This window comes from Plantactinospora sp. CNZ321, assembly GCF_004217235.1.
This window is the reverse complement of the sequence record NZ_SHKQ01000001.1, coordinates 664,202-686,241: the sequence shown is the minus strand read 5'-3', so window position 1 is coordinate 686,241 and position 22,040 is coordinate 664,202. Positions and strand designations below refer to the sequence as shown.

The following is a 22,040-nucleotide window of genomic DNA, read 5'->3' as shown; positions in this document are numbered from 1 at the left end:
TGTCGGCGGGCGTGCCGACACGCCGCGCAGGTCCTTGGGTTCGGCCGCGCGTACGCATACGTTGCCCCGAGAGGATCAATGGTTGACATAACTGTAAGCCTCTAGTAGAGGGTGAGGGTTACCCTTCGCCTCTCGTACCGAATGGTTGTCGGCCTCGCTCCGGCCGGATCGCCGGGCGGGGTGGCGGCCGCCGAGATCGAAGGAAAGGACCGGCGATGACACCTCCGCACAACTACCTGGCGGTCATCAAGGTCGTCGGCATCGGCGGCGGCGGCGTCAACGCCGTGAACCGGATGATCGAGGTCGGACTCAAGGGCGTCGAGTTCATCGCGATCAACACCGATGCCCAGGCCCTGTTGATGAGTGACGCCGACGTCAAGCTCGACGTGGGTCGGGAGCTGACCCGAGGGCTGGGTGCCGGCGCCAACCCGGACGTCGGCAAGAACGCCGCCGAGGACCACCGCGACGAGATCGAGGAGGTGCTCAAGGGCGCCGACATGGTCTTCGTGACCTGTGGCGAGGGCGGTGGCACCGGCACCGGTGGCGCTCCCGTGGTGGCGAACATCGCCCGTAAGCTGGGCGCGCTCACCATCGGTGTGGTGACCCGGCCGTTCTCCTTCGAGGGCAAGCGCCGGCAGGTGCAGGCCGAGGCCGGCATCGACGAGCTGCGCAACCAGTGCGACACCCTGATCGTCATCCCGAACGACCGGCTGCTCGCGCTCGGCGACCGGGGCATCAGCATGATGGACGCCTTCCGGCAGGCCGACCAGGTGCTGCTCTCCGGTGTGCAGGGGATCACCGACCTGATCACCACGCCGGGTCTGATCAACCTGGACTTCGCCGACGTCAAGAGCGTGATGAGCGGCGCCGGCAGCGCGCTGATGGGCATCGGCAGCGCCCGGGGGGAGAACCGGGCGGTGGAGGCGGCCGAGGCGGCCATCTCCAGCCCTCTGCTGGAGCAGAGCATGGACGGAGCCCGGGGGGTGCTGCTCTCCATCGCCGGCGGCTCCGACCTCGGCCTTTTCGAGATCAACGACGCGGCGCAGCTGGTCACCGACGCCGCCCACCCAGACGCGAACATCATCTTCGGTGCCGTGATCGACGACGCGCTCGGCGACGAGGTCCGGGTGACGGTGATCGCGGCCGGCTTCGACGGCGGTGCCCCGGCGTACAAGCCGGTCGAGCAGGCCCGTAAGGTCAGCCCGCCGGCCGTCGCGCCGGTCTCGCCGCCTCCGTCGCCGCCGGCCCAGGCCCCGCGCCGGGTGCTCTTCGACGACGTGGACGTGCCGGACTTCCTGAAGAACGGTTCCTGAGCAGCCCGATGACCGAACCACCCCTCCCGGCGCCGGAGCACGAGCGCCGGGCAGAACTCGCGGCCAACCTGGCCCGGGTACGGTCCCGGATCGACGCCGCCTGCGTCTCGGCGGGCCGGGATCCGGCCGACGTCACCATGGTCGCGGTGACCAAGACCTACCCGGCCTCCGACGTGGTGCTCCTGGCCGGGCTGGGCGTGCGCGACGTGGGGGAGAACCGCGACCAGGAGGCCGCGCCGAAGGCGGCCGAGGTGGCGGCGGCCGGTGCCCGGCCGCGCTGGCACTTCGTCGGGCAGCTCCAGCGAAACAAGGCCCGCTCCGTCGTCCGGTACGCCGACGTGGTGCACTCGGTGGACAGCGTACGGCTGGCCGGCGCCCTGGCCGACGCGGCCGCGCGGCACCGGGATCGCCCGCTGGAGGTGCTGGTCCAGATCAACCTGGACGGTGCCGCGGCCCGGGGCGGTGCGCTTGTCGCCGGTGACGACCCGGACCGGGGGGTCGAACAGGTCGCCGCGGCGGTGGCCGGCTCGGATCGGCTGCGCCTGGGTGGAGTGATGGCGGTCGCCCCGCTCGGGGCGGATCCGGAGCCCGCCTTCGCCGCGCTGGCCGGGATCGCCGCCAGGCTGCGGGCCGACCATCCGGAGGCGACCGCGGTGTCGGCGGGGATGAGCGGTGACCTGGAGGCGGCGATCGCCTACGGCGCGACACATGTGCGGATCGGCAGCGCGTTGCTCGGAATGCGTAGCACGCTGCGGTAGCCTGGCAATCGGACACCAAACTACATCAGTGTTGTTTGAGGCGACATCCCCACTGGCGGGGGTCGGGGTGAGACCAGTTTCACGGTCGTGCCGGGGGTTGCCGTCTCGGGCCGGTGGGCACTGCAGTGTTCACGCGCGTGACAGGGGCACGGCACGGGGGGGTGTGTGTCGCACGGCGGACGGAGGGGCGCGGGATGGGTGCACTGCGCAAGGCGGGGGTCTGGCTCGGGCTCGTCGAGGAGGACGACGAGCGGGCCTACGACGACGGTGGCTACGAGAAGAGTGGCTACCGCGAGTCGCGTTACCGGCAGAGCCGGTACGCCGACGAGTTCGCCGACGAGGACGAGGAGCAGGACGACGCTCCGCCACCCCGGCCCCGGGCCGGCGAGCGGACCCGGCTCGCCGAGCGCAACATGGGCCGTTCCGTCGAGCATGACCGCGTCGACGGTGACCGTCCGGAGCGGACCGACCGCACGGAGCGATCCAGCGTACGGTCGATCAGCCGGCCGAGTGGCGCCGAGCCGTCCACCGCGCTGACGTACCAGACCCGGGACAATCTCGCACTCGCGCCGCAGGCGCAGTTGCGCGAGCGACCGGTACCGGTCGAGCAGCCGGAGCAGCGTTACCAGATCACGACGCTGCACGTCACCACCTACCGCGAGGGCCGCACCATCGGCGAGCACTTCCGGGACGGCGTTCCGGTGATCATCAACCTCACCGAGATGGATGAGGCCGATGCCCGCCGATTGGTCGACTTCGCCGCCGGTCTGGCGTTCGGGCTGCGCGGTACGATCGAGCGCGTGACCAACCGGGTGTTCCTACTCTCACCGGCTAACGTCCAGGTCACCGCCGAGGACAAGGCCAAGATCGCTGAGGGTGGGTTTTTCAGCCTGAGTTAGCCCGACCGAGGGATCCGCCTGCCGTGTTTCTGTCCATCCTGTTTCAGGTCCTCTACCTGATCGTTTACGTGTTCCTCCTGGTGCTTTTGGCCCGGTTTGTCCTAGGTGCCGTCCTTCAGTACGGTCGCCGTTGGCAACCGAGCCGGGGGGCGGCAGCGGGAATGGAGTCGGTGTGGAGCGTCACTGATCCCCCTCTCAAGGCGTTGAGGCGTGTGATCCCCCCATTGCGAATTGGTACCGTGAGCATCGACCTGGCCTCCCTTGTGCTCCTGGTTATCCTGTTCGTGCTGATGAGATTCGTGTTAGGGCCGTTGATCAACAGTTCAACAACCTGGTGACCGGCGTGCCACGCGGCCGCAACTGACCCGAGGAGTTTCGATGCCGCTGACCCCGGCCGACGTGCACAACGTCGCCTTCAAGAAGCCGCCTATCGGCAAGCGGGGCTATGACGAGGAGGAAGTCGACGCGTTTCTGGACGAGGTCGAGCGCGAGCTCGCCCGTCTGATCGAGGAGAACAACGAGCTGCGTGCCCAGGTGGAGCGCGGTGGCCGTGGCGGCGCGCCAGCCGGCCCGGGCCCCGACCCACGCCTCGCCGCGGAGCTCAGCGACGTCAAGGCCCAGCTCGACCGGGTGCAGCGCGACAAGGCTGCGGCCGAGCAGGCCGCCCGGGCGATGCAGGCCGAGCTGGAGCAGGTCCGGGCCCAGGGCGGCCCGGCGGTCGGCGGCGCCGACGGGGAGCAGCAGGCTCTCCGGGTGCTGATGATGGCCCAGCGCACGGCGGACGACCACGTCTCCGACGCCCGCCGCGAGGCGGACCAGCTGCTCTCCGAGGCGCGGACCAAGGCCGAGGAGGTAACCCGCGAGGCGCGGGCCAAGGCCGACGCGCTGGAGCGGGACGCCCGCCAGCGGCACCAGGAGGCGATGGGCGGGCTGGATGCCAAGCGCACCGCACTCCAGAAGCACATCGAGGAACTCAAGCAGTTCGAGCGTGAGTACCGCACCCGGCTCAAGGCGTACCTGGAGAGCCAGTTGCGTGACCTCGACGGGCGTGGCCAGGGCCTTGAGGTGGAGATGACCCGGACCGACGGCAATCGGTCCGGTGGCAGCACCCCCGGCCTCGCCACCGCGGGCCTGGCGAACTCGTACGGCGGGAGCGGTCGCTCCGGCGCACTCGAGACCGGGCGCTGACCTCCCAGGACAGCAGCACGGTGCGACAGGACGCTACGACAACCGGAACCGATGCGTCGGGGGTGAGCCGTGATAGTCGGCAGTCTCGTGCTCATCCTCGCCGCCGTCGTGCTGCTGGTGCTCGGCCTGGGGAGCGGGTCGAGCGGTCTTCTGATCAGCTCGATCGCGGTCAGTCTGCTGGCCGCCGTCGCACTGGTGGTGGGCGCTCGGCAGGCGGCGGCGGTACGGGGCGTGGCCAGCGGCTTCGCCCCGGACGGGCCCGATGACGACGGGCTGACCGCCCCTGGCGGCGGTGAGCCCGGCGACCGGCGCGGTCGCCGCCCGCAAACCGGTGCCCGAATGGCGCCGACGGATCCCCGCCTCGGCGGCAACGGCGCGGTCGACCCGACCCCCGGGAACGGGTCGGTGCTGACCGAGCCGGTCGAGGTCACCGTTCCCGCCCAGGCCGCCCGACCCGGCGCCGAGACCGACGACACCGGCTGGCGGCAACCGGCCGGCGGATCGGCGGCGCCGGCGACCGATCCGGCCGGGCAGGGTGAGCCGGCCGGGCTGGGTGAGCCGGACGACGACGTCCCGGCGGACGAGCCGGCGCCCCAGCCGGTCTCCGAGGCCGACGCGGCGCTGGTCGCCGCCCTGCTCGACGACGTGTACGTGGTCGACGGCCGGCCGCGCTACCACCTTGCCGACTGTCCACACCTGTCCGGTTGGGAAAGTGAACCGCTTCCGGTGAGCGAGGCGGTGGAGCTCGGCTTCACTCCGTGTGGGCGCTGCGCGCCGGCAACCGCCCTGCTCACCGATGCGCGCCAGGGCTGACGGCGGGGCGCCAACGGCCACCGGCGTCCCGGGAGGGTGGACGGTTCCGGTGTGGGCGCGGTGACCGAACCCACGGCGCTGACCGTCGCGGTCCGGGTCAAGCCCGGCGCGTCCCGGGCCCGGGTCGGCGGCCGGTTCGACGGCCCGTACGGTCCGGCGCTGGTGATCGCGGTGCATCCTCCGGCGGCCGAGGGCCGGGCCACCGAGGCGGCCCGGCGGGCGCTCGCCGAGGCGCTCCGGTTGCGTCCGTCGGCGGTCAGCCTGCGTGCCGGCGCGGCCAGCCGGGACAAGCTCTTTCTGGTCGACGGGGCCGACTCCGCGGTCGACGCGCGGCTGCGTCAACTGCGCGACGGATCCGGCCGGTGAGCCCTGCACGATCTCCCGCCGCGGTCGGTCGCGGCCGCCCACGAAGCCCGGCGCCGATCCGCCGCGTGAGCCAGCGGGTCCGGCACGCGAGTCGGCGGGTCTGCGACGCGAGCCAGCGGGTCCGGCACGCGAGTCGGCGGGTCTGCGACGCGAGCCGGAAGAGCCGAGACGCGAGCCGGCGGGGTGGTGCGGTGATCGCCCGGCCCCGCGCGCGGCAGCCGTGACCGAGCGGCTCGACGTCGCCCTGCTGGTCGGCGCGGCCGTACTGCTCGTCGCGGTCGGTGCGGTCCGGCTGTCGAGCCGGCTCGGCGTACCGAGCCTGCTGGTCTATCTCGCCATCGGGGTGGCGATCGGTGAATCCGGCCTCGGCATCCAGTTCGACGACGCCGAGTTGACCCGGATGCTCGGCTACTGCGCGCTGATCGTGATCATCGCCGAGGGGGGCCTGACCGCCCGGTGGAGCACCCTGCGACCGGTACTCGGCCTCTCCGTCACGTTGGCCACGGTCGGGGTGGTGGTCAGCATCGGCGTGGTCGGGGTCGTGGTGCACGCCCTGCTCGGCCTGGACTGGCGGCTCGCGTTGCTCTACGGCGCGGTGCTCTCCTCCACCGACGCGGCGGCGGTCTTCGCCACGCTGCGCTGGCTGCGGCTGCCACGCCGGCTGGTGACCACCCTGGAGGCCGAGTCGGGGATGAACGACGCCCCGGTGGTACTGCTGGTGGTGCTCCTCTCCACCACGTCACTGGCCGGGCACGTCTGGTGGTACGAGGTGCTGCTGGTCGGCTACGAGCTGGTCGCTGGGGCCGTACTCGGCTTCGGGGTGGGGATGCTCGGGCGGTGGACCCTGCATCGGGCCGCCCTGCCGTCCTCCGGGCTCTACCCGATCGCCGCGGTCGGCCTCACCGTGCTGGCGTACGGCGTCGCCAACGTGCTGCACGCCTCCGGCTTCATCGCGGTCTACGTCGCCGGGGTGGTGCTGGGCAACTCGCGGCTGCCGCACCGGCAGGCGATCCTCGGCTTCGCCGACGGGTTGGCCTGGCTGGCCCAGATCGGCCTGTTCGTGCTGCTGGGCCTGCTCAGCTCCCCGGGTCGGCTGGAAAACGCGCTGCTGCCCGCCGTGGTCACCGGGCTGGCGCTGACCCTGCTGGCCCGGCCGCTGTCGGTCCTGGTCAGCGTGGTCGGAGTCCGGGTGGGACTGCGGGAGCAGGCGTTCCTGTCCTGGGCGGGACTGCGCGGCGCGGTGCCGATCGTGCTGGCCACGATTCCGCTCTCCGAGGGGCTGCCCGGGGCCGACCGGCTCTTCGACACCGTCTTCGTGCTTGTGGTGATCTTCACCCTGGTGCAGGCCGGCACCCTCGCCCCGGTGGCCCGCCGGCTGGGCATCGCCGCCCCGGCCGAGCCGACCGAGCTGCGGGTGGAGACCGCTCCGCTGGAACGGATGCAGGCGGACCTGTTGCAGTTGGAGATCCCGCCGGGCTCCCGGCTGGTCGGCGTACACCTGGACGAGCTGCGGTTGCCGGTGGGTGCCTCGGTCACGCTGGTCTCCCGGGACGGTGCCGGTTTCGTGCCGGGGCCGGACACCCGGCTGAAGGTGGGGGACAGCCTGTTGATCGTGGCCACCGCGCGGGTACGGGACGAGGTCGAGCGTCGGCTGCGGGCGGTGAACCGGCGCGGGCGGCTGGCCCGCTGGTTTGGGGAGTACGGGGACGAACGCAACAAATAGTGCTATTATTCCTTTTGCCCGGTTTTGTGGGTTATTACAGGTTGAAGTCAGTAACATCGGTGCGGCATGTTGTCGGACGTCTGTACGTTCCGTATTCTTGCCAACCTCCGGAGTGCGCGGCGTCCCGCCGCGCGCCCGTTTTGCAATTGGGGGACGTCGTGGTCGGACGGGCGGGAGTGGGAGGCGAGACAACCGGAAAGTCCGGTTCGTCGTTCGCCCCCGGCGCCGCCCGGCAGCCTCGCACCGCCGCGCGGCACCCGCGTCCGGCGTCCCCGGGACCCGGCGGCGGCGGATCCCGCCGCCGGCAGCACCCCACCGGTCGCGCCCGCCGGAGCGACCGCACCGTGCAGGACCCGCCGGACCGCCACGGGAGCGTCGGAGGTTCCTGTTCAGGCACGGCCGATCGCCGCGGAGTCCGCGGCCGAGGGAGCGACGATGGCTAAGCCCGCAGAGACCAGGACGGCCGGCCGCAAGTCGGCCCCGAAGGCGTCACGGAGCGCCGCGGAGACCGAGAAGATCCGCGCTGCCCTGGCGGCCCGCCGGGACGAGCTCCGTGCCGAGTACGATCAGACGCTGAGCGAGATCACCGAGCTGCAGCGCGACCGGTTGACCGACTCGGCCGGGGACGACCAGGCCGATACCGGCACCAAGACGTTCGAGCGGGAGCAGGAGATCTCCCTCGCCAACAGCATCCTGGAACGCATCACCCAGGTGGAGCGGGCACTGGAGCGGCTTGACGAGGGCAGCTACGGCTGGTGCGAGCGGTGCGGCAACCCGATCCCGGTGGAGCGGCTCGCCGCGTTCCCATCCGCCACGCTGTGCGTCTCGTGCAAGCAGTTGGAGGAGCGCCGGTGAGCCCCACCGGGTGGTGAACCTCAGGAAAGGGATCCCTGCTGAACATCGACGACGAGCGGACGACCACCGACGACGGGCCGGCCGTCGAGGCCCCGACGACCGGGCCCGGCCCGGCCCGACCCGCACCGGCGCGAAGCCGGCGGACGGCCGTCACGGTACTGCTGGCCACCGCCGTACTGGCCTGGCTCGCCGATCTCGGCACGAAGCACCTCGCCCTGGCCGCCCTGACCGACCGCGACCCGGTACGCCTGCTCGGCGGTGCGGTCTACCTGACCCTGACCCGCAACAGCGGAGCCGCGTTCAGCCTCGCCTCCGACCACACCTGGATCTTCCCGCTGGTCACGGCCGGCGTGATCGGCTGGATCGGCTGGATGGCGATCCGGCTGCGCTCGCTGCCGTGGGCCATCTCGCTCGGCCTGGTACTCGGTGGGGCGCTCGGTAACCTGACCGACCGGATCTTCCGCGCCCCCGGTGTCTTCGTCGGGCACGTGGTCGACATGGTAAGCCTCTTCGACCCGTACGGTCAGGTCTGGCCGATCTTCAACCTGGCGGACAGTGCCCTGGTCACCGGCGTCGTCCTGGCGGTGCTGCTGGAGCTGACCGGCCGGCAGCGGGACGGCACCCGACCGCGCTCCCGGCCGGGGAACGCCGGGACCGAGTCCGAGCGACGGGACCTGTCGTGACCTCCATCTCCGACGCGGGTCCGACGCGGCCCGCAGGCGACCGCCGCTCACTCCCGGTGCCCGACGGACTCGACGGCATGCGCCTGGACCAGGCGGTGTCCCGGCTCTTCGGCCTCTCCCGCACCGTGGCGGCCGCACTGGTCGAGGCCGGTGACGCCCTCGTCGACGGTGCGATTCGGCCCAAGTCCGACCGGGTCTCGGCCGGCTCCTGGCTGGAGGTGGTGCTGCCGGCGCCGCCCACCGCGCCGACCGTGATCCCGGAGACGGTGCCCGGACTGCGGGTGCTGCACTCGGACGAGGACATCGTGGTGGTCGACAAGCCGGTCGGGGTGGCGGCGCACCCGAGTCCCGGGTGGACCGGCCCGACGGTGATCGGCGGGCTGGCCGCGCTCGGGCACACCATCGCGACCAGCGGCGCCGCCGAGCGGCAGGGCGTCGTGCACCGGTTGGACGTCGGCACCACCGGGGTGATGGTGGTGGCCAAGAGCGAGCAGGCATACAGCCTCCTGAAGCGGGCGTTCAAGGCGCGCGAGGTGGAGAAGCGCTACCACGCGGTGGTGCAGGGCCACCTCGACCCGCTGCGCGGCACGGTCGACGCCCCGATCGACCGGCACCCGATCCACGACTACCGGTGGGCGGTGATGGCCGGCGGCAAGCCGAGCATCACCCACTACGACACCCTGGAGGCGTTTCCGGCGGCGAGCCTGCTCGACGTACGGCTGGAGACCGGGCGTACCCACCAGATCCGGGTGCACCTCTCCACCCTGCGGCATCCGTGTGTCGGTGATCTGACATACGGTGCCGATCCCACCCTTGCGGCCCGGCTCAGGCTCACCCGCCAGTGGTTGCACGCCCGCGAGTTGGCCTTCGCTCACCCCCGGACGGCCGAGCAGGTCCGGTTCGTCAGCGACTACCCTGACGACCTGGAAGTTGCACTCCGCATCCTGCGCGACTGACCGACCGGCAGGGATCACCCGACGAGGGAGTTACGTCCGTGCGCCTCGGCGACCTGTTGCGACAGTTGGACAACCGACTGTTGCCGCCCCTGGCCCGGGGCATGGCCCGGCTCGGGCACGGCCGGCTGCGGCTCCGACTGCTGACCACGGTCGCGCTGTTCTGCTCGGCGGCCGTGCTGGTCACCGCCGTCTGGGCGGCCGACCCGCGGCCGGTCGGCGACCCGACCGTCGGCGAGGTGACCCGGGTAGGGGTGACGCAGGGCCAGTCCATCCCCGGCTACGTGGAGGCGAGCCGGGGAGAGCTGCGAGCACTGGTCGAGGCCGCTGCCGCCGACCCGGCCCAGCCGACGTACGCCCTGGTGACCATGTCGGCCTACCTGGCACCGGACCGGCTGACTCCGGTACTGGCCGGGATCGGTGTCTCGGAGGTCTTCGCCCGGCTGTGGCGTCCCGGCACCCAGACCGAGATCGTGCGCATTCCGGCCCTGCGGGTTCCGGACGACGTGGTCGCCGGGATGGCGGAGGTCGCGGCCCGCAAGGACCAGGAGGCCCGGGACTATCAGGAGCGGGCGGCCGGGGTCACCGGCGACGGTGCCCGGGAGCGCGAACTGCGGCTGTACTACGCGAGCGGGGCCCGGGTCGCCGACGAGGAGGCGACCGCCTACCGGGCCGGGTGTTCGTGCGTGTACGCCGCCGTGGTGCGGGGCGATCCGGCCGTGCTGGAACGGATCGCCGCCCGACCCGAGGTTCGGGCGGTGGATCCGGCGCCGGAGGTGCGGCGGCTGGATCGAACCGTCTTCACCCCGCCGCTGCCCGAACAGGACGACGTGGCGCGCCCGCCGGCCGATGCGAGCATGCCGGCGACCGACGACGGGCCGTCGGCCGGGGGTGAGCCGGGGGCGGACCCGGCATCCCCGCCGACCTCGGCCGGTCCGGTGGCCGATCCGCCCGACCCGCCGGCCACCGCCACCGCCGGCCCGACCGGTCCGGGGGTGACCGAACCGCCGCCCACCGTGGACGCGCCGGTCGACGACCCCCCGCCCGAGCCGGACCCGTCGGCCGACTCGCCACTGGTCGAGAACTCGTCGAGCCGGACGGCGCCGGAACCTTCGGCCGATCCATCCGCGACCGGAGTGGGCGGCGGGACATGACGACGCGGGGCACGATGGACGTCTGGTCGACGGCGGGCACGCCGACGGCGGTGGGTGCGCTCCCTAGGTGGCCCGAATAGGGTTTGCTTCGTAGCCTGTCAGGGCGGGGACCGATGGTGCTGGGAGGGGCGAGCCGTGGACGGCACCGAGACCGGCTGGGGCCGGCCGGCGGAATCAGCGCCGCGTTGGCGGGCGCTGCTCGACCGGGCTCTGCACGGTGGCCGGACCGACGAGCAGCAGGTTCCCGACGAGCGACCCGGGTCGGGCCCGGCCGCCGACGGCGGGCGTACCGCCGGCCGGCACCCCGGCAACGGCCATCCGGGCGGGCCCGACGCCGACCCCTGGACATCGTCTCCCGGTCACCCGCCCGCGCCCGGCTATCCACCCTCGTCCGGGTACGCCGCCGGGGCCGGTCATCCGGGGGAGTCCCGTTACGCCGCTCTGGAGAGCGGTTACCGGCCCGATCCCGGATTCGGCGGCGGGCGCCCGCCCGAGCCCGGCTATCGACCGGGCCCCGGCCATCCCGCCGAGCCCGGCTATCGGCCCGGCCCCGGCCATCCCGCCGAGCCCGGCTATCGGTCCGGCCCGGAGCACCGGCCGGGCGTCGACCGGCGGGAGCCCGACCACCCGGGCGGAGGTTACGGACGCGACCCCGGCTACCGGCCAGACCCGGAGTCCTTCCGGCCAGACCCGGAGTCCTTCCGGCCAGAGCCCGGCTACCGGCCCGAACCGGTGGAACCCTACCGGCCCGAACCGGCTGGCCCGGACTTTCCCGGCGAGTCCCGCTACGCCGCGCTCGGCGGTGGCTACCAGCCCTCGCCGCCGGTGGTACCGGCGCCGCGTCCGGCCCTGCCGGGCGCGCCGGCCCCGGCCCGCCGCCCCGACCCGGGCGCCGGGTCGGCCCTGCCGCAGCGGGCGGCGCCGGCCCCGGCCACCGGCCGGTCGGTTCCGGCACCGCGTAGCGCGCTGGCGCCGTCGGCCGCCCCGCCGATCGTCCCGGTACCTGCCCCGGCACCGGGGCATCCGCCGGCCGCCGGCTATCCGGCGACGGACATCGGGTACGCCCCGGTGTCCCGCCGGGCCAGCGTCGAGCCGTATCCGAGCCGGCAGCAGCGTTCGGCCGACCCCGAGGTGGAACGCGCCCGGAACGTGCTCCGCCGCGAACTCGGCTCTCCCCGGGTGATCGCCTTCGCCAACCCGAAGGGCGGCGTGCACAAGACCACGGCGACGGTGCTCGCCGCCGCGACGGTGGGCAGCGTACGCGGCCGTGGCGTCCTCGCCTGGGACGACAACGAGCTGCGCGGCACCCTCGGCCTGCGGGCCGGCAGCGCCCGGCACGCCCGGACGATCCGGCACCTGGTCGCCGACCTGATCGAGATCGAGGTGCTGCCCAGCACCCAGCTGATCGACCGGCTCGACGACTACCTCCGGCACGCCTCCGACGGCTCGTACGACGTGCTGGCCGGCGAGGAGAGCCCCCGGTTCGCCCAGCGTCTCGACCAGCACACCGTCCGGCGGGTGCTGGAACTGCTCCGCCGCACCCACGACGTGATCTGTGTGGACACCGGCAACAACGTGGAGAGTTCCAACTGGCAGACGGTGCTGCGCGCCGCCGACCAACTGGTGGTCACCACGGTGCCCCGGGAGGACGCCGCGTTCACCGCCGACTGGATGCTCGACCTGCTGCACGACATCGGCATGGGCGAGCTGGCGGACAACGCCGTCACCCTGCTCTCCTGCCCGACCCCGGGCCGGTCCCCGCTGCTCGACGACCTGAAGCGGCACTTCGCCACCCGGACCCGTGCGGTGGCGGTGGTGCCGTACGACCCGGCGCTGGAGACCGGCTCGTCGATCGAGTACGCCCAGCTGGCCCAGGAGACCCGGGACGCCTGGATGCAGGCGGCGTCGATGATGCTGGAGCCGTTCGCCCGCTGACCCGCCGCCGCGCCGCGGGAAGCTCGCGCTCTACCCGGGAAGACTCGCGCTCTACCCGGGAAAGAGTGGCCGTCCGGTGGGTATGGGCCACTCTTTCCCATCAGTAGTGCGATCACTCCGCAGCAGTGCGATCACTCCGCGACGGATCGGGTGGGGTGGAATGTGGGACAGCTCGCCTGGTCGGGTGTCAAGCCTGGAGAGAGACGGGCCCTGGGGCTAGGCTCGGTGGCCGGCAGCCGCGCCGGCGGGGTCCGACCCCGTGCCGGGGGCGCACGGTTCGCGCCGTCCGGCCCGCACCTGGCCGGCGTCGCGCGGTGCTGCCGTTTGGGGGATGCGTCGCTGGGTGACCGGCAGCCGCCGTCGACCTTTCCGTCGGCGGGCCGGCCGGCGGCCGCGTGAGGGAAGGGGGCCCTGGGTGTCTGACTCGTTCGTGCACCTGCACGTGCACACCGAGTATTCGATGCTCGACGGGGCAGCCCGGCTCAAGGAGTTGTTCGCCGAGACCGCCCGGCTCGGCATGCCGGCGCTGGCGATGACCGACCATGGCAACCTCTTCGGCGCGTACGACTTCCACAAGCAGGCCAAGGCCGCCGGGGTGAAGCCGATCATCGGGGTGGAGAGCTACCTCACCCCGGGGACGGATCGACGGGACCGGACCCGGGTCCGGTGGGCCGACGGTGGCGAGAACGACGTCTCCGGTGGGGGCGCGTACACGCACATGACGATGATCGCCGCCGACGTGGACGGCCTGCGGAACCTGTTCCGGCTGAACTCGCGGTCGAGTCTGGAGGGTTACTACTTCAAGCCGCGGGCGGACCGGGAACTGCTGCACCAGTACGGCAAGGGGATCATCGCCACCACCGGCTGCCCCTCCGGGGAGGTGCAGACCTGGCTGCGGATCGGGAACTTCGACAAGGCGTGCGAGTCGGCGGCGGAGTTCCGGGACATCTTCGGGGCGGAGAACTACTACCTGGAGGTGATGGATCACGGGCTCGACATCGAGACCCGGATCCGGCAGGACCTGATCCGGCTGGGCAAGAGGCTCAACCTGAAGCCGGTGGCCACCAACGACCTGCACTACACGTACGACAAGGACGCGGACGCGCACGAGGTGCTGCTCTGCGTGCAGTCCGGGTCGACGCTGGCCGACCCGAAGCGGTTCAAGTTCGACGCCCGGGACTTCTACCTGAAGTCGGCGGCCGAGATGCGCACGCTGTGGGACTCCGAGGTGCCGGGAGCCTGCGACAGCACGCTGGAGATCGCCGAGCGAATCGGTGACTACTCCGAGCTGTTCGCGTCGCGCAACCTGATGCCGCAGTTCCCGGTGCCGGCGGGGGAGACCGAGGAGACGTTCCTGCGCAAGGAGGTGATGCGCGGGCTGGAGCGGCGGTTCCCGGGCGGGGTGCCGGAGGACCGGCGCCGGCAGGCCGAGTACGAGCTCGACGTGATCCTCAAGATGGGCTTCCCGGGCTACTTCCTGGTCGTCGCCGACCTGGTCGCGTATGCGAAGCGGGAGGGGATCCGGGTCGGGCCGGGGCGTGGTTCGGCCGCGGGCGCACTGATCGCGTACGCGCTCGGCATCACCGAGCTGGACCCGATGGCGCACGGCCTGCTCTTCGAGCGGTTCCTCAACCCCGACCGGGTGTCGATGCCCGACATCGACATGGACTTCGACGAGCGTAGGCGCGGCGACATGATCCGTTACGCCACGGAGAAGTACGGCGAGGAGCGGGTCGCGCAGATCATCACGTACGGCACGATCAAGGCGAAGGCGGCGATCAAGGACGCGGCCCGGGTCCTGGGGTACCCGTTCGCGATGGGTGACCGGATCACCAAGGCGATGCCCCCGGCGGTGATGGGCAAGGACATCCCGCTCGGCGGCATCTTCGACCCCGGCCACCCGCGCTATCCGGAGGCGGCCGAGTTCCGGCAGCTCTATGACGGCGACGGCGAGGTACGCAAGGTCGTCGACACCGCCAAGGGCCTTGAGGGGCTGAAGCGGCAGTGGGGGGTGCATGCGGCCGGGGTGATCCTGTCCCGGGATCCGCTGGTCGACGTGCTGCCGATCCAGAAGCGGGAGCAGGACGGCTCGATCATCACTCAGTGGGACATGGGTGCCTGCGAGACCATCGGCCTGCTCAAGATGGACTTCCTCGGCCTGCGCAACCTGACCATCATGGACGACGCTCTGGAGGCGATCCGGGAGAACCGGGGCGAGGAGCTGGTCCTGGAGGACCTGCCGCTTGACGACAAGGCGACGTACGCCCTGCTCGGCCGGGGTGACACCCTCGGGGTGTTCCAGTTCGACGGCGGTCCGATGCGGGCGCTGCTGCGGTCGATGGCGCCGGACAACTTCGAGGACATCTCGGCGGTCGGTGCGCTCTACCGGCCCGGCCCGATGGGTGCGAACGCGCACAACGAGTACGCCGACCGCAAGAACAACCGCAAGCCGGTGGTGCCGATCCACCCCGAGCTCGCCGAGTCGTTGCAGGACATCCTGGGTGACACCTACGGGCTGATCGTCTACCAGGAGCAGGTCATGGCGATCGCGCAGAAGGTGGCCGGGTACTCGCTCGGCAAGGCCGACCTGCTGCGTCGGGCGATGGGCAAGAAGAAGAAGGAGATCCTCGACAAGGAGTTCGCCCCGTTCGCCGCCGGGATGAAGGAGAACGGCTACAGCGACGCGGCGATCAAGACGCTCTGGGACATCCTGGTCCCGTTCTCCGACTACGCGTTCAACAAGGCGCACAGCGCCGCGTACGGGGTGGTCTCCTACTGGACCGCCTACCTGAAGGCGAACTATCCGGCGGAGTACATGAGCGCGCTGCTCACCTCCGTCGGCGACGACAAGGACAAGTCGGCGGTCTACCTGGCCGAATGCCGGCGGATGGGCATCAAGGTGCTGCCGCCGGACGTCAACGAGTCCAGCGCCCGGTTCGCCGCCGTCGGCACCGACATCCGGTTCGGGCTGGCCGCCGTCCGCAACGTCGGCGCGAACGTGGTCGAGTCGATCCGCCGGTCCCGCAGGGAGAAGGGCAACTTCACCGACTTCTACGACTACCTGCGCAAGGTCGACGCGGTGGCCTGCAACAAGAAGACCGTCGAATCGCTGATCAAGGCGGGTGCCTTCGACTCGCTCGGGCACACCCGCAAGGGGCTGCTCGCCGTACACACCGACGCGATCGACTCGTTCATCGCGCTCAAGCGCAACGAGGCGGTCGGCCAGTACGACCTCTTCGGCGACGCGTTCGGCGGCGGGAGCGACGGCGACTCCGGCGGCGGCATGGTGGTGACCCCGCCGATCCCGACCGGCGAGTGGGACAAGACCGACCTGCTCACCTTCGAACGCGAGATGCTCGGCCTCTACGTCTCCGACCATCCGCTCTTCGGCGTCGAGCACGTGCTCGCCGCCGCCGCCGACATGTCCATCGCGGCGCTGGCCGAGGAGGGCGGTGTCGCCGACGGGCAGGTGGTCAACCTGGCAGGCATCCTCTCCGGGGTGCAGCGTCGGATCACCAAGCAGGGCCGGGCCTGGGCCTCGGCGACCCTGGAGGACCTCGGCGGCGCGGTCGAGGTGCTCTTCTTCCCGAACACCTACGAGTTGGTCGGGCAGTACATCGCCGAGGACGCGATCGTGGTGGTCAAGGGCCGGATCGACCGCCGCGACGACCAGCCCCGGCTGATGGCGATGGACCTCTCGATGCCCGACATCACCGCGGCCGACGAGGTCAAGCCGGTGGTGCTGGCCCTGCCGCCGTCCCGCTGCACGCCACCGCTGGTGGAACGGTTGCGCGAGGTGCTGACCAGCCATCCGGGCTCGGCCGAGGTGCACGTCAAACTCGTCAACGGCTCCCGGGCCACCCTGCTGCGGCTCAGCCCGCTCCGGGTCGCCCCCACCACCGCGCTGATGGCCGACCTCAAGGCGCTGCTCGGGCCGAGCGCCGTCGTGGGCTGAGCTTCGCGCGGTGGCGCGGCGCTTTGTGCGCGCCGAGTGTCGTGATAGCGACAACCACTGCGCACACAAACTACGGTTTGATCAGTGGGTGCGGGACGGGGCTGGCGGACTGGAGTGGTTGCTGTTCGAGCAGGCGGGGGTGGTCACCTGGAGTCAGGCGGTCGCGGAGCTGACTCCCTCGAAGGTGCGGCACCTGCTCAACACCGGCCGCTGGCGCCGGGTGTCCCACAATGTGCTGGTCACGCAGGGCGGCCAGTTCACGCGGGAACAGCAGTGGTGGGTGGCGGTGCTCGCCGCTGGTGACGGCGCGCTGCTCGCCGGTCTGGCGTCGGCCCGCGCCGGCGGGCTGCGGGGGACGTGGCGCAGCGATGTGGTCGACGTGCTCGTTCCGTACGGCAAGAGGGCTCCGAACCTGCTGCGCCGGCTGCCGTTGGGTCTGCCGGCCGTACGGGTACGCCGAACTCGGCACCTGCCCGAGGCTGACCGTCAGCGGGGCCGGCCCGATCGCACCACGATGGCTCGGGCCCTCGTCGACGCGGCACAGTGGGCGCCCACCGACGACGAGGCGCAGACGATCCTCGCGGCCGGTTGCCAGCAACGCCGGGTCACGCCGGCCGAAATCGACGCGGTGATCGAGCGGATGCCTCGGCTGCGACGTCGGGCGCTGATGCGACAGACGATGGCAGACGTGGCGGGTGGAGCGGAGGCGCTTTCCGAGATCGACTTCATCCGGCTCTGCCGCCGACACCGGTTGCCGTCGCCAGATCAGCAGGAGCGTCGCAGGGACGCCAGCGGTCGGGCCCGCTATCTCGACGCCTACTGGCGGCGGTGGCGGCTGCACGCGGAGGTCGACGGCGCGCACCACATGGAGGCCCGACACTGGGCCGCGGACCTGCGGCGCCAGAACGAAATCTGGGTGGCCGGCGACCGCATTCTGCGCTTCACCGCCTTCGACGTGCGCCGCAAACCCGAGTACGTGGCGGCACAGGTGCGCGCCGCGCTCGAAGCCGCTGGCTGGCGCGAGAGTCCGTGACCACTTTCTGGCCGGCGTACGACCAGCGTACGGGCCGGATCGCATTGACCGGAGGACATCGCGCTGCCTCGGAAGCAGGTTGGGTGGTTTCCTGTACCGGGCCCCCCAGTGCTGGGCCGGGCCTGAGAGGATCATTCGGTGAGTCCGGCAACCTCCCGCCCCGACGGCCCGTTCGGCGATGGCGACGACGACCGCCCCCAGCCAACTTCAACTCCGGCTGCCCGCTCCGATCACGACGGCCCCGACGCCGCGCTGCGGGCGGACGCGCTGGACGCCGGACCGGTGGGCGCCGGACCGGTGGGCGTCGGGGTGCCGCCGGAAACGCCGGCTGGCTCGTACGGCTCTGGGCCCGCGGACGGCCCCGGATCGGCCCCTCCGCTCGGGAACCCCGTCGTCCCGCCTCCGGTCGGCGGCGATCCGGCCCCTCGACTGGTCCGGGGCCGGGCGGTACACGTCGGTGCGCTGCTGGTGTTGATCCTGCTGGGGATTCCGTTCGGTCTGGTCTGGTCGGCGGTGTCCCCCGGTGTGCCGGTGGTGCAGACCGAGGACGGGGCGCTGCTCGGCGCGCCGCAGCCGGAGGAGTTCATCGCCGCCGACGCCTGGTTCAGCGTCCTCGGATTCGGTCTCGGAGTGCTGGCCGCGATCGCGATATGGCTGCTGCTGCGCCGCCACCGGGGCCCGGTCGGCATCCTGGTGGTGGTGCTCGGCATGCTCGGCGCGGCTGTGCTCGCCTGGCAGCTCGGTCGGCAGATCGGCCTGTCCGGCTACGAGCGGCTGCTCGCCAGCGCTCCGCCGGGAACGACGTTCAGCAAGCCGCCGGACCTGCACGGCGGGCAGTACGATCTGCTGCTCGGGTTCATCCCCGCCATTCAGGACCTGCTGGTGCCGGCATTCGGCGCCGCGGTGATGTACACCCTGCTGGCCGGCTGGTCCCGGTATCCCGGGCTGCGGCCCGACGCCGAGCCGGCGCCGGTCAGTTGGGACTCGCCGGCACCGCCAGCTCCGTCAGCGGCACCGGCACCGCACGCACCTGACGCAACAGAGCCGCCTCGCGATTGAGCAGCCGCAGCTCCGCGCTCAGCCGGCCGGCGGTGTCCGGCGTCGCCAGCAGCCGCTGCCGGTCGGCGAGGGTGAGCGCGGCGGTCGCGGCCACCAGGTGCGACAGTACGGTCGGGTCGTCCGGCAGCTGTTCGGAGATCTCCTCCTGGTCGTCCCGGACCAGCGTGAGGTAGCGCCGGAAGACCGCGAGCACCCGGGGCGCGAGCAGGTCGGCGAGCTGCTCCTGCCCGGCCGGCTCGGGCAGCCACTCCACCTCCGCGGTCAGGTACGGGGTGGGGCCCTCCTCGACGCGGGCGATCCGGAACCGTCGCCGGCCGACGGTGACCACGTCCAGCCGGCCGTCCGGCAGCTCGGTCACCTGCCGGAGTTCGGCGGTGCAGCCGACCTCGTGCAGGGTGACCGGTGCACCGTCCGGACGCCGGTCGGTCAGCTCGGGCGGCGGCACCGACTCGGCGCGGGACTCCGGGCCCGGGCCGGCGGAGACCGATGCCGACCCGCCGCTGCGGATGGCGACCACCCCGAACTGCCGGGGCGTGCCGTCCGGCAGGGCGCGCAGGTGTCGCATCAGTTCGAGGTAGCGCGCCTCGAAAATGTGCAACGGCAGGACCAGACCGGGAAAGAGCACCGTCCCGAGCGGAAACACCGGCAGCCGCGCGTCCACCGGTCGAGCCTAGCCCGTCGACTCCGGCGGTGGACCGCTCCGCCGGTCGATCGTCCGCCGCCGACTCGGCCCCTCTTTCTTACGGCCGCCGTCTCGCCCCTCCTGAGGTGCTCCGGCTCAGGGTGGTCGGGCTCACCGTCCCGCCGGCTGGGCGGACGCGGTCCGATCGGTGGGCGCCCGAATAGACTGCCAAGGGTGTTGAACCGGATCGACCTGCGCGGTGGTTGGCGCGACCCGCGCGCACTGCTGCCCCGTGCCCAGCTTGACGTCTCCCTGGCGGTGGAGAAGATCCGCCCTATCGTGGAGGCGGTCCGCGAGCATGGCTTCCCGGCCATCCAGGACGCCACCCATCGGCTCGACGGCCTGCGGCTGGACCGGTTCCGGGTGCCGGCCGAGACGATCACCGAGGCCGAGGCGACGCTGGAGCCGGAGGTCCGGACCGCGCTGGTCGAGGCGATAGACCGGGCCCGCCGGGTGCACGCCGACCAGCGGCGGGCCGACGTGACCACCGAGGTGGTCCCGGGCGGGACCGTCACCGAGCGCTGGGTTCCGGTCGACCGGGTCGGGCTCTACGTCCCCGGCGGCCTCGCCATGTACCCCTCGACCGTGGTGATGAACGTGGTGCCGGCCCAGGTGGCCGGGGTCCGTTCGCTGGTGGTGGCGAGCCCTCCGCAGCAGGAGTTCGGCGGCCTGCCCGACGCCCGGGTGCTGGCCGCGTGCGCGCTGCTCGGAGTCGACGAGGTCTACGCGGTCGGTGGTGCCCAGGCGGTCGCCATGCTGGCGTACGGAGCGGACACGGACGTCGACGGAGAGACCCGGTGCGAGCCGGTCGACATGATCACCGGCCCGGGCAACATCTGGGTCACCGCCGCCAAGCGGCTGCTGCGCGGCGTGGTCGGGATCGATGCCGAGGCCGGCCCGACCGAGATCGCCGTACTCGCCGACGAGACCGCCGACCCGGTGCACGTCGCGGCCGACCTGATCAGCCAGGCCGAGCATGATCCGCTGGCCGCGAGCGTGCTGGTCACGCCGTCGGTGGAGCTGGTCGAGGCGGTCGACCGGGAGCTGCGTCGCCAGGTGCCGGAGACCAAGCACGCCGACCGGATCGGCACCGCGCTCGGCGGGCCGCAGAGCGGTGCCGTGCTCGTCGACGACCTCGAAGCGGGACTGCGGGTGGTCGACCTCTACGCCGCCGAGCACCTGGAGATCCAGACCCGGGACGCCCGGACCTGGGCGATGCGGGTACGCAACGCCGGGGCGATCTTCGTCGGGCCGTACGCGCCGGTGTCGCTCGGCGACTACTGCGCCGGTTCCAACCACGTGCTGCCGACCGGTGGCTGCGCCCGGCACTCCTCGGGACTGTCGGTGCAGTCCTTCCTGCGCGGCATCCACATCGTGGAGTACGACGAGGCGGCGCTCCGCGACACCGCCCGGCACGTGGTGACGCTCGCCAACGTGGAGGACCTACCCGCGCACGGCCAGGCGGTCCGGGCCCGGTTTCCGGAGAGCACCGGCGGGGTGGTGGCGTGACCTCCCTCTCCGGCCTGCCGATCCGGGACGACCTGCGTGGGCGTAGCCCGTACGGGGCGCCGCAGCTCGACGTGCCGGTGCGGCTGAACACCAACGAGAACTCGTACCCACTGCCGGAGCCGGTGGTGGAGGCGATGAGCAAGGCGGTCGCGGCCGAGCTGCGGGACCTGAACCGCTATCCCGACCGAGACGCGGTGGCGCTCCGTGCCGAGCTCGCCGACTACCTCGGGCACGGACTCGGCACCGCGAACGTGTGGGCGGCGAACGGCTCCAACGAGGTCCAGCAACAGCTGTTCCAGGTCTTCGGCGGGCCGGGGCGGACCGCGCTCGGCTTCACCCCGGCGTACTCGGTGCATCCGCTGCTCGCCACCGGCACCGGCACGGCTTGGCGGGACGGCAGCCGGGGTCCGGACTTCGGACTGACCGTCGGCGACGCCGTGGCGCAGGTCCGGGAGTACCGGCCGGACCTGGTCTTCCTCTGCTCGCCGAACAACCCGACCGGCACGGCCCTGGATCCGGCGGTGCTGGACGCGGTGCTGGCCGAGGCACCCGGGATGGTGGTGGTGGACGAGGCGTACACCGAGTTCTCCCGCCCCGGCACCCCGAACGCGCTGGCCCTGCTGCCCGGCCACCCCCGGCTGGTGGTGACCCGGACCATGAGCAAGGCGTTCGGCTTCGCCGGCGGACGGCTCGGCTATCTCGCCGCCGACCCGGCGGTGGTGGAGGCGGTGCAGCTCGTTCGACTGCCCTACCACCTCTCGGCGCTCACCCAGGCCGCCGCCCGGGCGGTGCTGGAGCACCGGGACCTGCTGCTCGGCACCGTCGAGGTGATCAAGGAGCAGCGGGACCGGATCGTGGCCGGGCTGCGACAGCGCGGTCTGACGGTCGCCGACAGTGACGCGAACTTCGTGCTCTTCGAGGTCGGCGGCGACCAGCGGGTGGCCTGGCGGACCCTGCTGGATCATGGGGTGCTGGTCCGTGACGTCGGGCTGCCCGGCTGGCTGCGGGTCACCGCCGGCACACCGCAGGAGACCGACGCCTTCTTCGCCGCCATAGAATCGGTGCCGACCGGCTCCGACTCCGGCCCGGCCGGCCCGGCCGGCCCGGCCGTGCCACCGGCGGCCACCGGCCCGGCGCCGACCGAGACCGGGACGGTGTGATG

At 72.2% G+C, this 22,040-nt stretch carries 19 protein-coding genes; 18 read left to right on the top strand and 1 reads right to left on the bottom strand.

Going from position 1 to position 22,040, the window contains the following annotated elements:
* Positions 1-215 precede the first annotated feature (215 nt).
* From ftsZ to EV371_RS02880, 16 genes are all read left to right on the top strand, one after another.
* Complete coding sequence (gene ftsZ, locus EV371_RS02955) at positions 216-1,313, top strand: cell division protein FtsZ (protein WP_130460680.1); 1,098 nt, start codon at positions 216-218, stop codon at positions 1,311-1,313.
* Positions 1,314-1,321: 8 nt separating this feature from the next.
* Positions 1,322-2,071 (top strand): YggS family pyridoxal phosphate-dependent enzyme, encoded by a 750-nt coding sequence (locus tag EV371_RS02950; RefSeq protein WP_130460679.1) that lies wholly within the window; start codon positions 1,322-1,324, stop codon positions 2,069-2,071.
* A gap of 194 nt (positions 2,072-2,265) precedes the next feature.
* Positions 2,266-2,970: a cell division protein SepF gene (locus EV371_RS02945; RefSeq protein WP_130460678.1), complete on the top strand. Its 705-nt coding sequence runs from the start codon at positions 2,266-2,268 to the stop codon at positions 2,968-2,970.
* A gap of 29 nt (positions 2,971-2,999) precedes the next feature.
* Positions 3,000-3,308: a YggT family protein gene (locus tag EV371_RS02940; protein WP_130465615.1), complete on the top strand. Its 309-nt coding sequence runs from the start codon at positions 3,000-3,002 to the stop codon at positions 3,306-3,308.
* A 40-nt stretch (positions 3,309-3,348) separates the two neighbouring features.
* Positions 3,349-4,158, top strand: a complete 810-nt coding sequence (locus EV371_RS02935; protein ID WP_130460677.1) for a DivIVA domain-containing protein — start codon at positions 3,349-3,351, stop codon at positions 4,156-4,158.
* A gap of 69 nt (positions 4,159-4,227) precedes the next feature.
* Complete coding sequence (locus tag EV371_RS02930; RefSeq protein WP_130460676.1) at positions 4,228-4,971, top strand: hypothetical protein; 744 nt, start codon at positions 4,228-4,230, stop codon at positions 4,969-4,971.
* A gap of 60 nt (positions 4,972-5,031) precedes the next feature.
* The gene (locus tag EV371_RS02925) at positions 5,032-5,337 is read left to right on the top strand and encodes a DUF167 family protein (RefSeq protein ID WP_130460675.1); all 306 of its coding nucleotides are present in this window, start codon (positions 5,032-5,034) and stop codon (positions 5,335-5,337) included.
* A gap of 220 nt (positions 5,338-5,557) precedes the next feature.
* A complete protein-coding gene (locus tag EV371_RS02920; protein ID WP_130460674.1) occupies positions 5,558-7,060 on the top strand; it encodes a potassium/proton antiporter in 1,503 nt (500 codons plus the stop codon).
* Positions 7,061-7,495: 435 nt separating this feature from the next.
* Positions 7,496-7,915, top strand: coding sequence for a TraR/DksA family transcriptional regulator (locus tag EV371_RS02915; RefSeq protein WP_130460673.1), 420 nt, complete (start codon positions 7,496-7,498; stop codon positions 7,913-7,915).
* Positions 7,916-7,953: 38 nt separating this feature from the next.
* Positions 7,954-8,598: a signal peptidase II gene (lspA, locus tag EV371_RS02910; protein ID WP_486484904.1), complete on the top strand. Its 645-nt coding sequence runs from the start codon at positions 7,954-7,956 to the stop codon at positions 8,596-8,598.
* 77 nt (positions 8,599-8,675) lie between these two features.
* Positions 8,676-9,554, top strand: coding sequence for an RluA family pseudouridine synthase (locus tag EV371_RS02905; RefSeq protein ID WP_130460671.1), 879 nt, complete (start codon positions 8,676-8,678; stop codon positions 9,552-9,554).
* A gap of 38 nt (positions 9,555-9,592) precedes the next feature.
* A complete protein-coding gene (locus EV371_RS02900) occupies positions 9,593-10,705 on the top strand; it encodes a hypothetical protein (RefSeq protein WP_130460670.1) in 1,113 nt (370 codons plus the stop codon).
* A gap of 441 nt (positions 10,706-11,146) precedes the next feature.
* Entirely contained in the window at positions 11,147-12,640 is a 1,494-nt protein-coding gene (locus EV371_RS02895; RefSeq protein ID WP_486484903.1) for a MinD/ParA family ATP-binding protein, read from the top strand.
* Positions 12,641-13,055: 415 nt separating this feature from the next.
* On the top strand, positions 13,056-16,595 hold the full coding sequence (gene dnaE, locus EV371_RS02890; protein WP_130460668.1) for a DNA polymerase III subunit alpha: 3,540 nt from the start codon (positions 13,056-13,058) through the stop codon (positions 16,593-16,595).
* Between the two features lie 88 nt (positions 16,596-16,683).
* Positions 16,684-17,628 (top strand): endonuclease domain-containing protein, encoded by a 945-nt coding sequence (locus EV371_RS02885; RefSeq protein ID WP_349339931.1) that lies wholly within the window; start codon positions 16,684-16,686, stop codon positions 17,626-17,628.
* A 252-nt stretch (positions 17,629-17,880) separates the two neighbouring features.
* The gene (locus tag EV371_RS02880; RefSeq protein WP_486484902.1) at positions 17,881-18,687 is read left to right on the top strand and encodes a DUF2567 domain-containing protein; all 807 of its coding nucleotides are present in this window, start codon (positions 17,881-17,883) and stop codon (positions 18,685-18,687) included.
* Here the strand turns inward: EV371_RS02880 and EV371_RS02875 are convergent.
* Positions 18,602-19,348 (bottom strand): LON peptidase substrate-binding domain-containing protein, encoded by a 747-nt coding sequence (locus tag EV371_RS02875; protein WP_130460667.1) that lies wholly within the window; start codon positions 19,346-19,348, stop codon positions 18,602-18,604. The two genes, EV371_RS02880 and EV371_RS02875, sit on opposite strands and share 86 nt — an antisense overlap.
* A 195-nt stretch (positions 19,349-19,543) precedes the next feature.
* Between EV371_RS02875 and hisD the strand changes: the two genes are divergently transcribed.
* Both hisD and EV371_RS02865 read left to right on the top strand, forming a co-directional pair.
* A complete protein-coding gene (gene hisD / locus EV371_RS02870; RefSeq protein ID WP_130460666.1) occupies positions 19,544-20,878 on the top strand; it encodes a histidinol dehydrogenase in 1,335 nt (444 codons plus the stop codon).
* The gene (locus tag EV371_RS02865) at positions 20,875-22,038 is read left to right on the top strand and encodes a histidinol-phosphate transaminase (RefSeq protein ID WP_130460665.1); all 1,164 of its coding nucleotides are present in this window, start codon (positions 20,875-20,877) and stop codon (positions 22,036-22,038) included. Before hisD ends, EV371_RS02865 begins: the two co-directional genes overlap by 4 nt.
* Positions 22,039-22,040: the final 2 nt, after the last annotated feature.

What these genes read in the sequence shown, in the direction of transcription:
- ftsZ (WP_130460680.1), top strand. Translation starts at nt 216, where the DNA reads ATGACACCTCCGCACAACTACCTGGCGGTCATCAAGGTCGTCGGCATC.
- EV371_RS02950 (WP_130460679.1), top strand. Translation starts at nt 1,322, where the DNA reads ATGACCGAACCACCCCTCCCGGCGCCGGAGCACGAGCGCCGGGCAGAA.
- EV371_RS02945 (WP_130460678.1), top strand. Translation starts at nt 2,266, where the DNA reads ATGGGTGCACTGCGCAAGGCGGGGGTCTGGCTCGGGCTCGTCGAGGAG.
- EV371_RS02935 (WP_130460677.1), top strand. Translation starts at nt 3,349, where the DNA reads ATGCCGCTGACCCCGGCCGACGTGCACAACGTCGCCTTCAAGAAGCCG.
- EV371_RS02915 (WP_130460673.1), top strand. Translation starts at nt 7,496, where the DNA reads ATGGCTAAGCCCGCAGAGACCAGGACGGCCGGCCGCAAGTCGGCCCCG.
- EV371_RS02905 (WP_130460671.1), top strand. Translation starts at nt 8,676, where the DNA reads ATGCGCCTGGACCAGGCGGTGTCCCGGCTCTTCGGCCTCTCCCGCACC.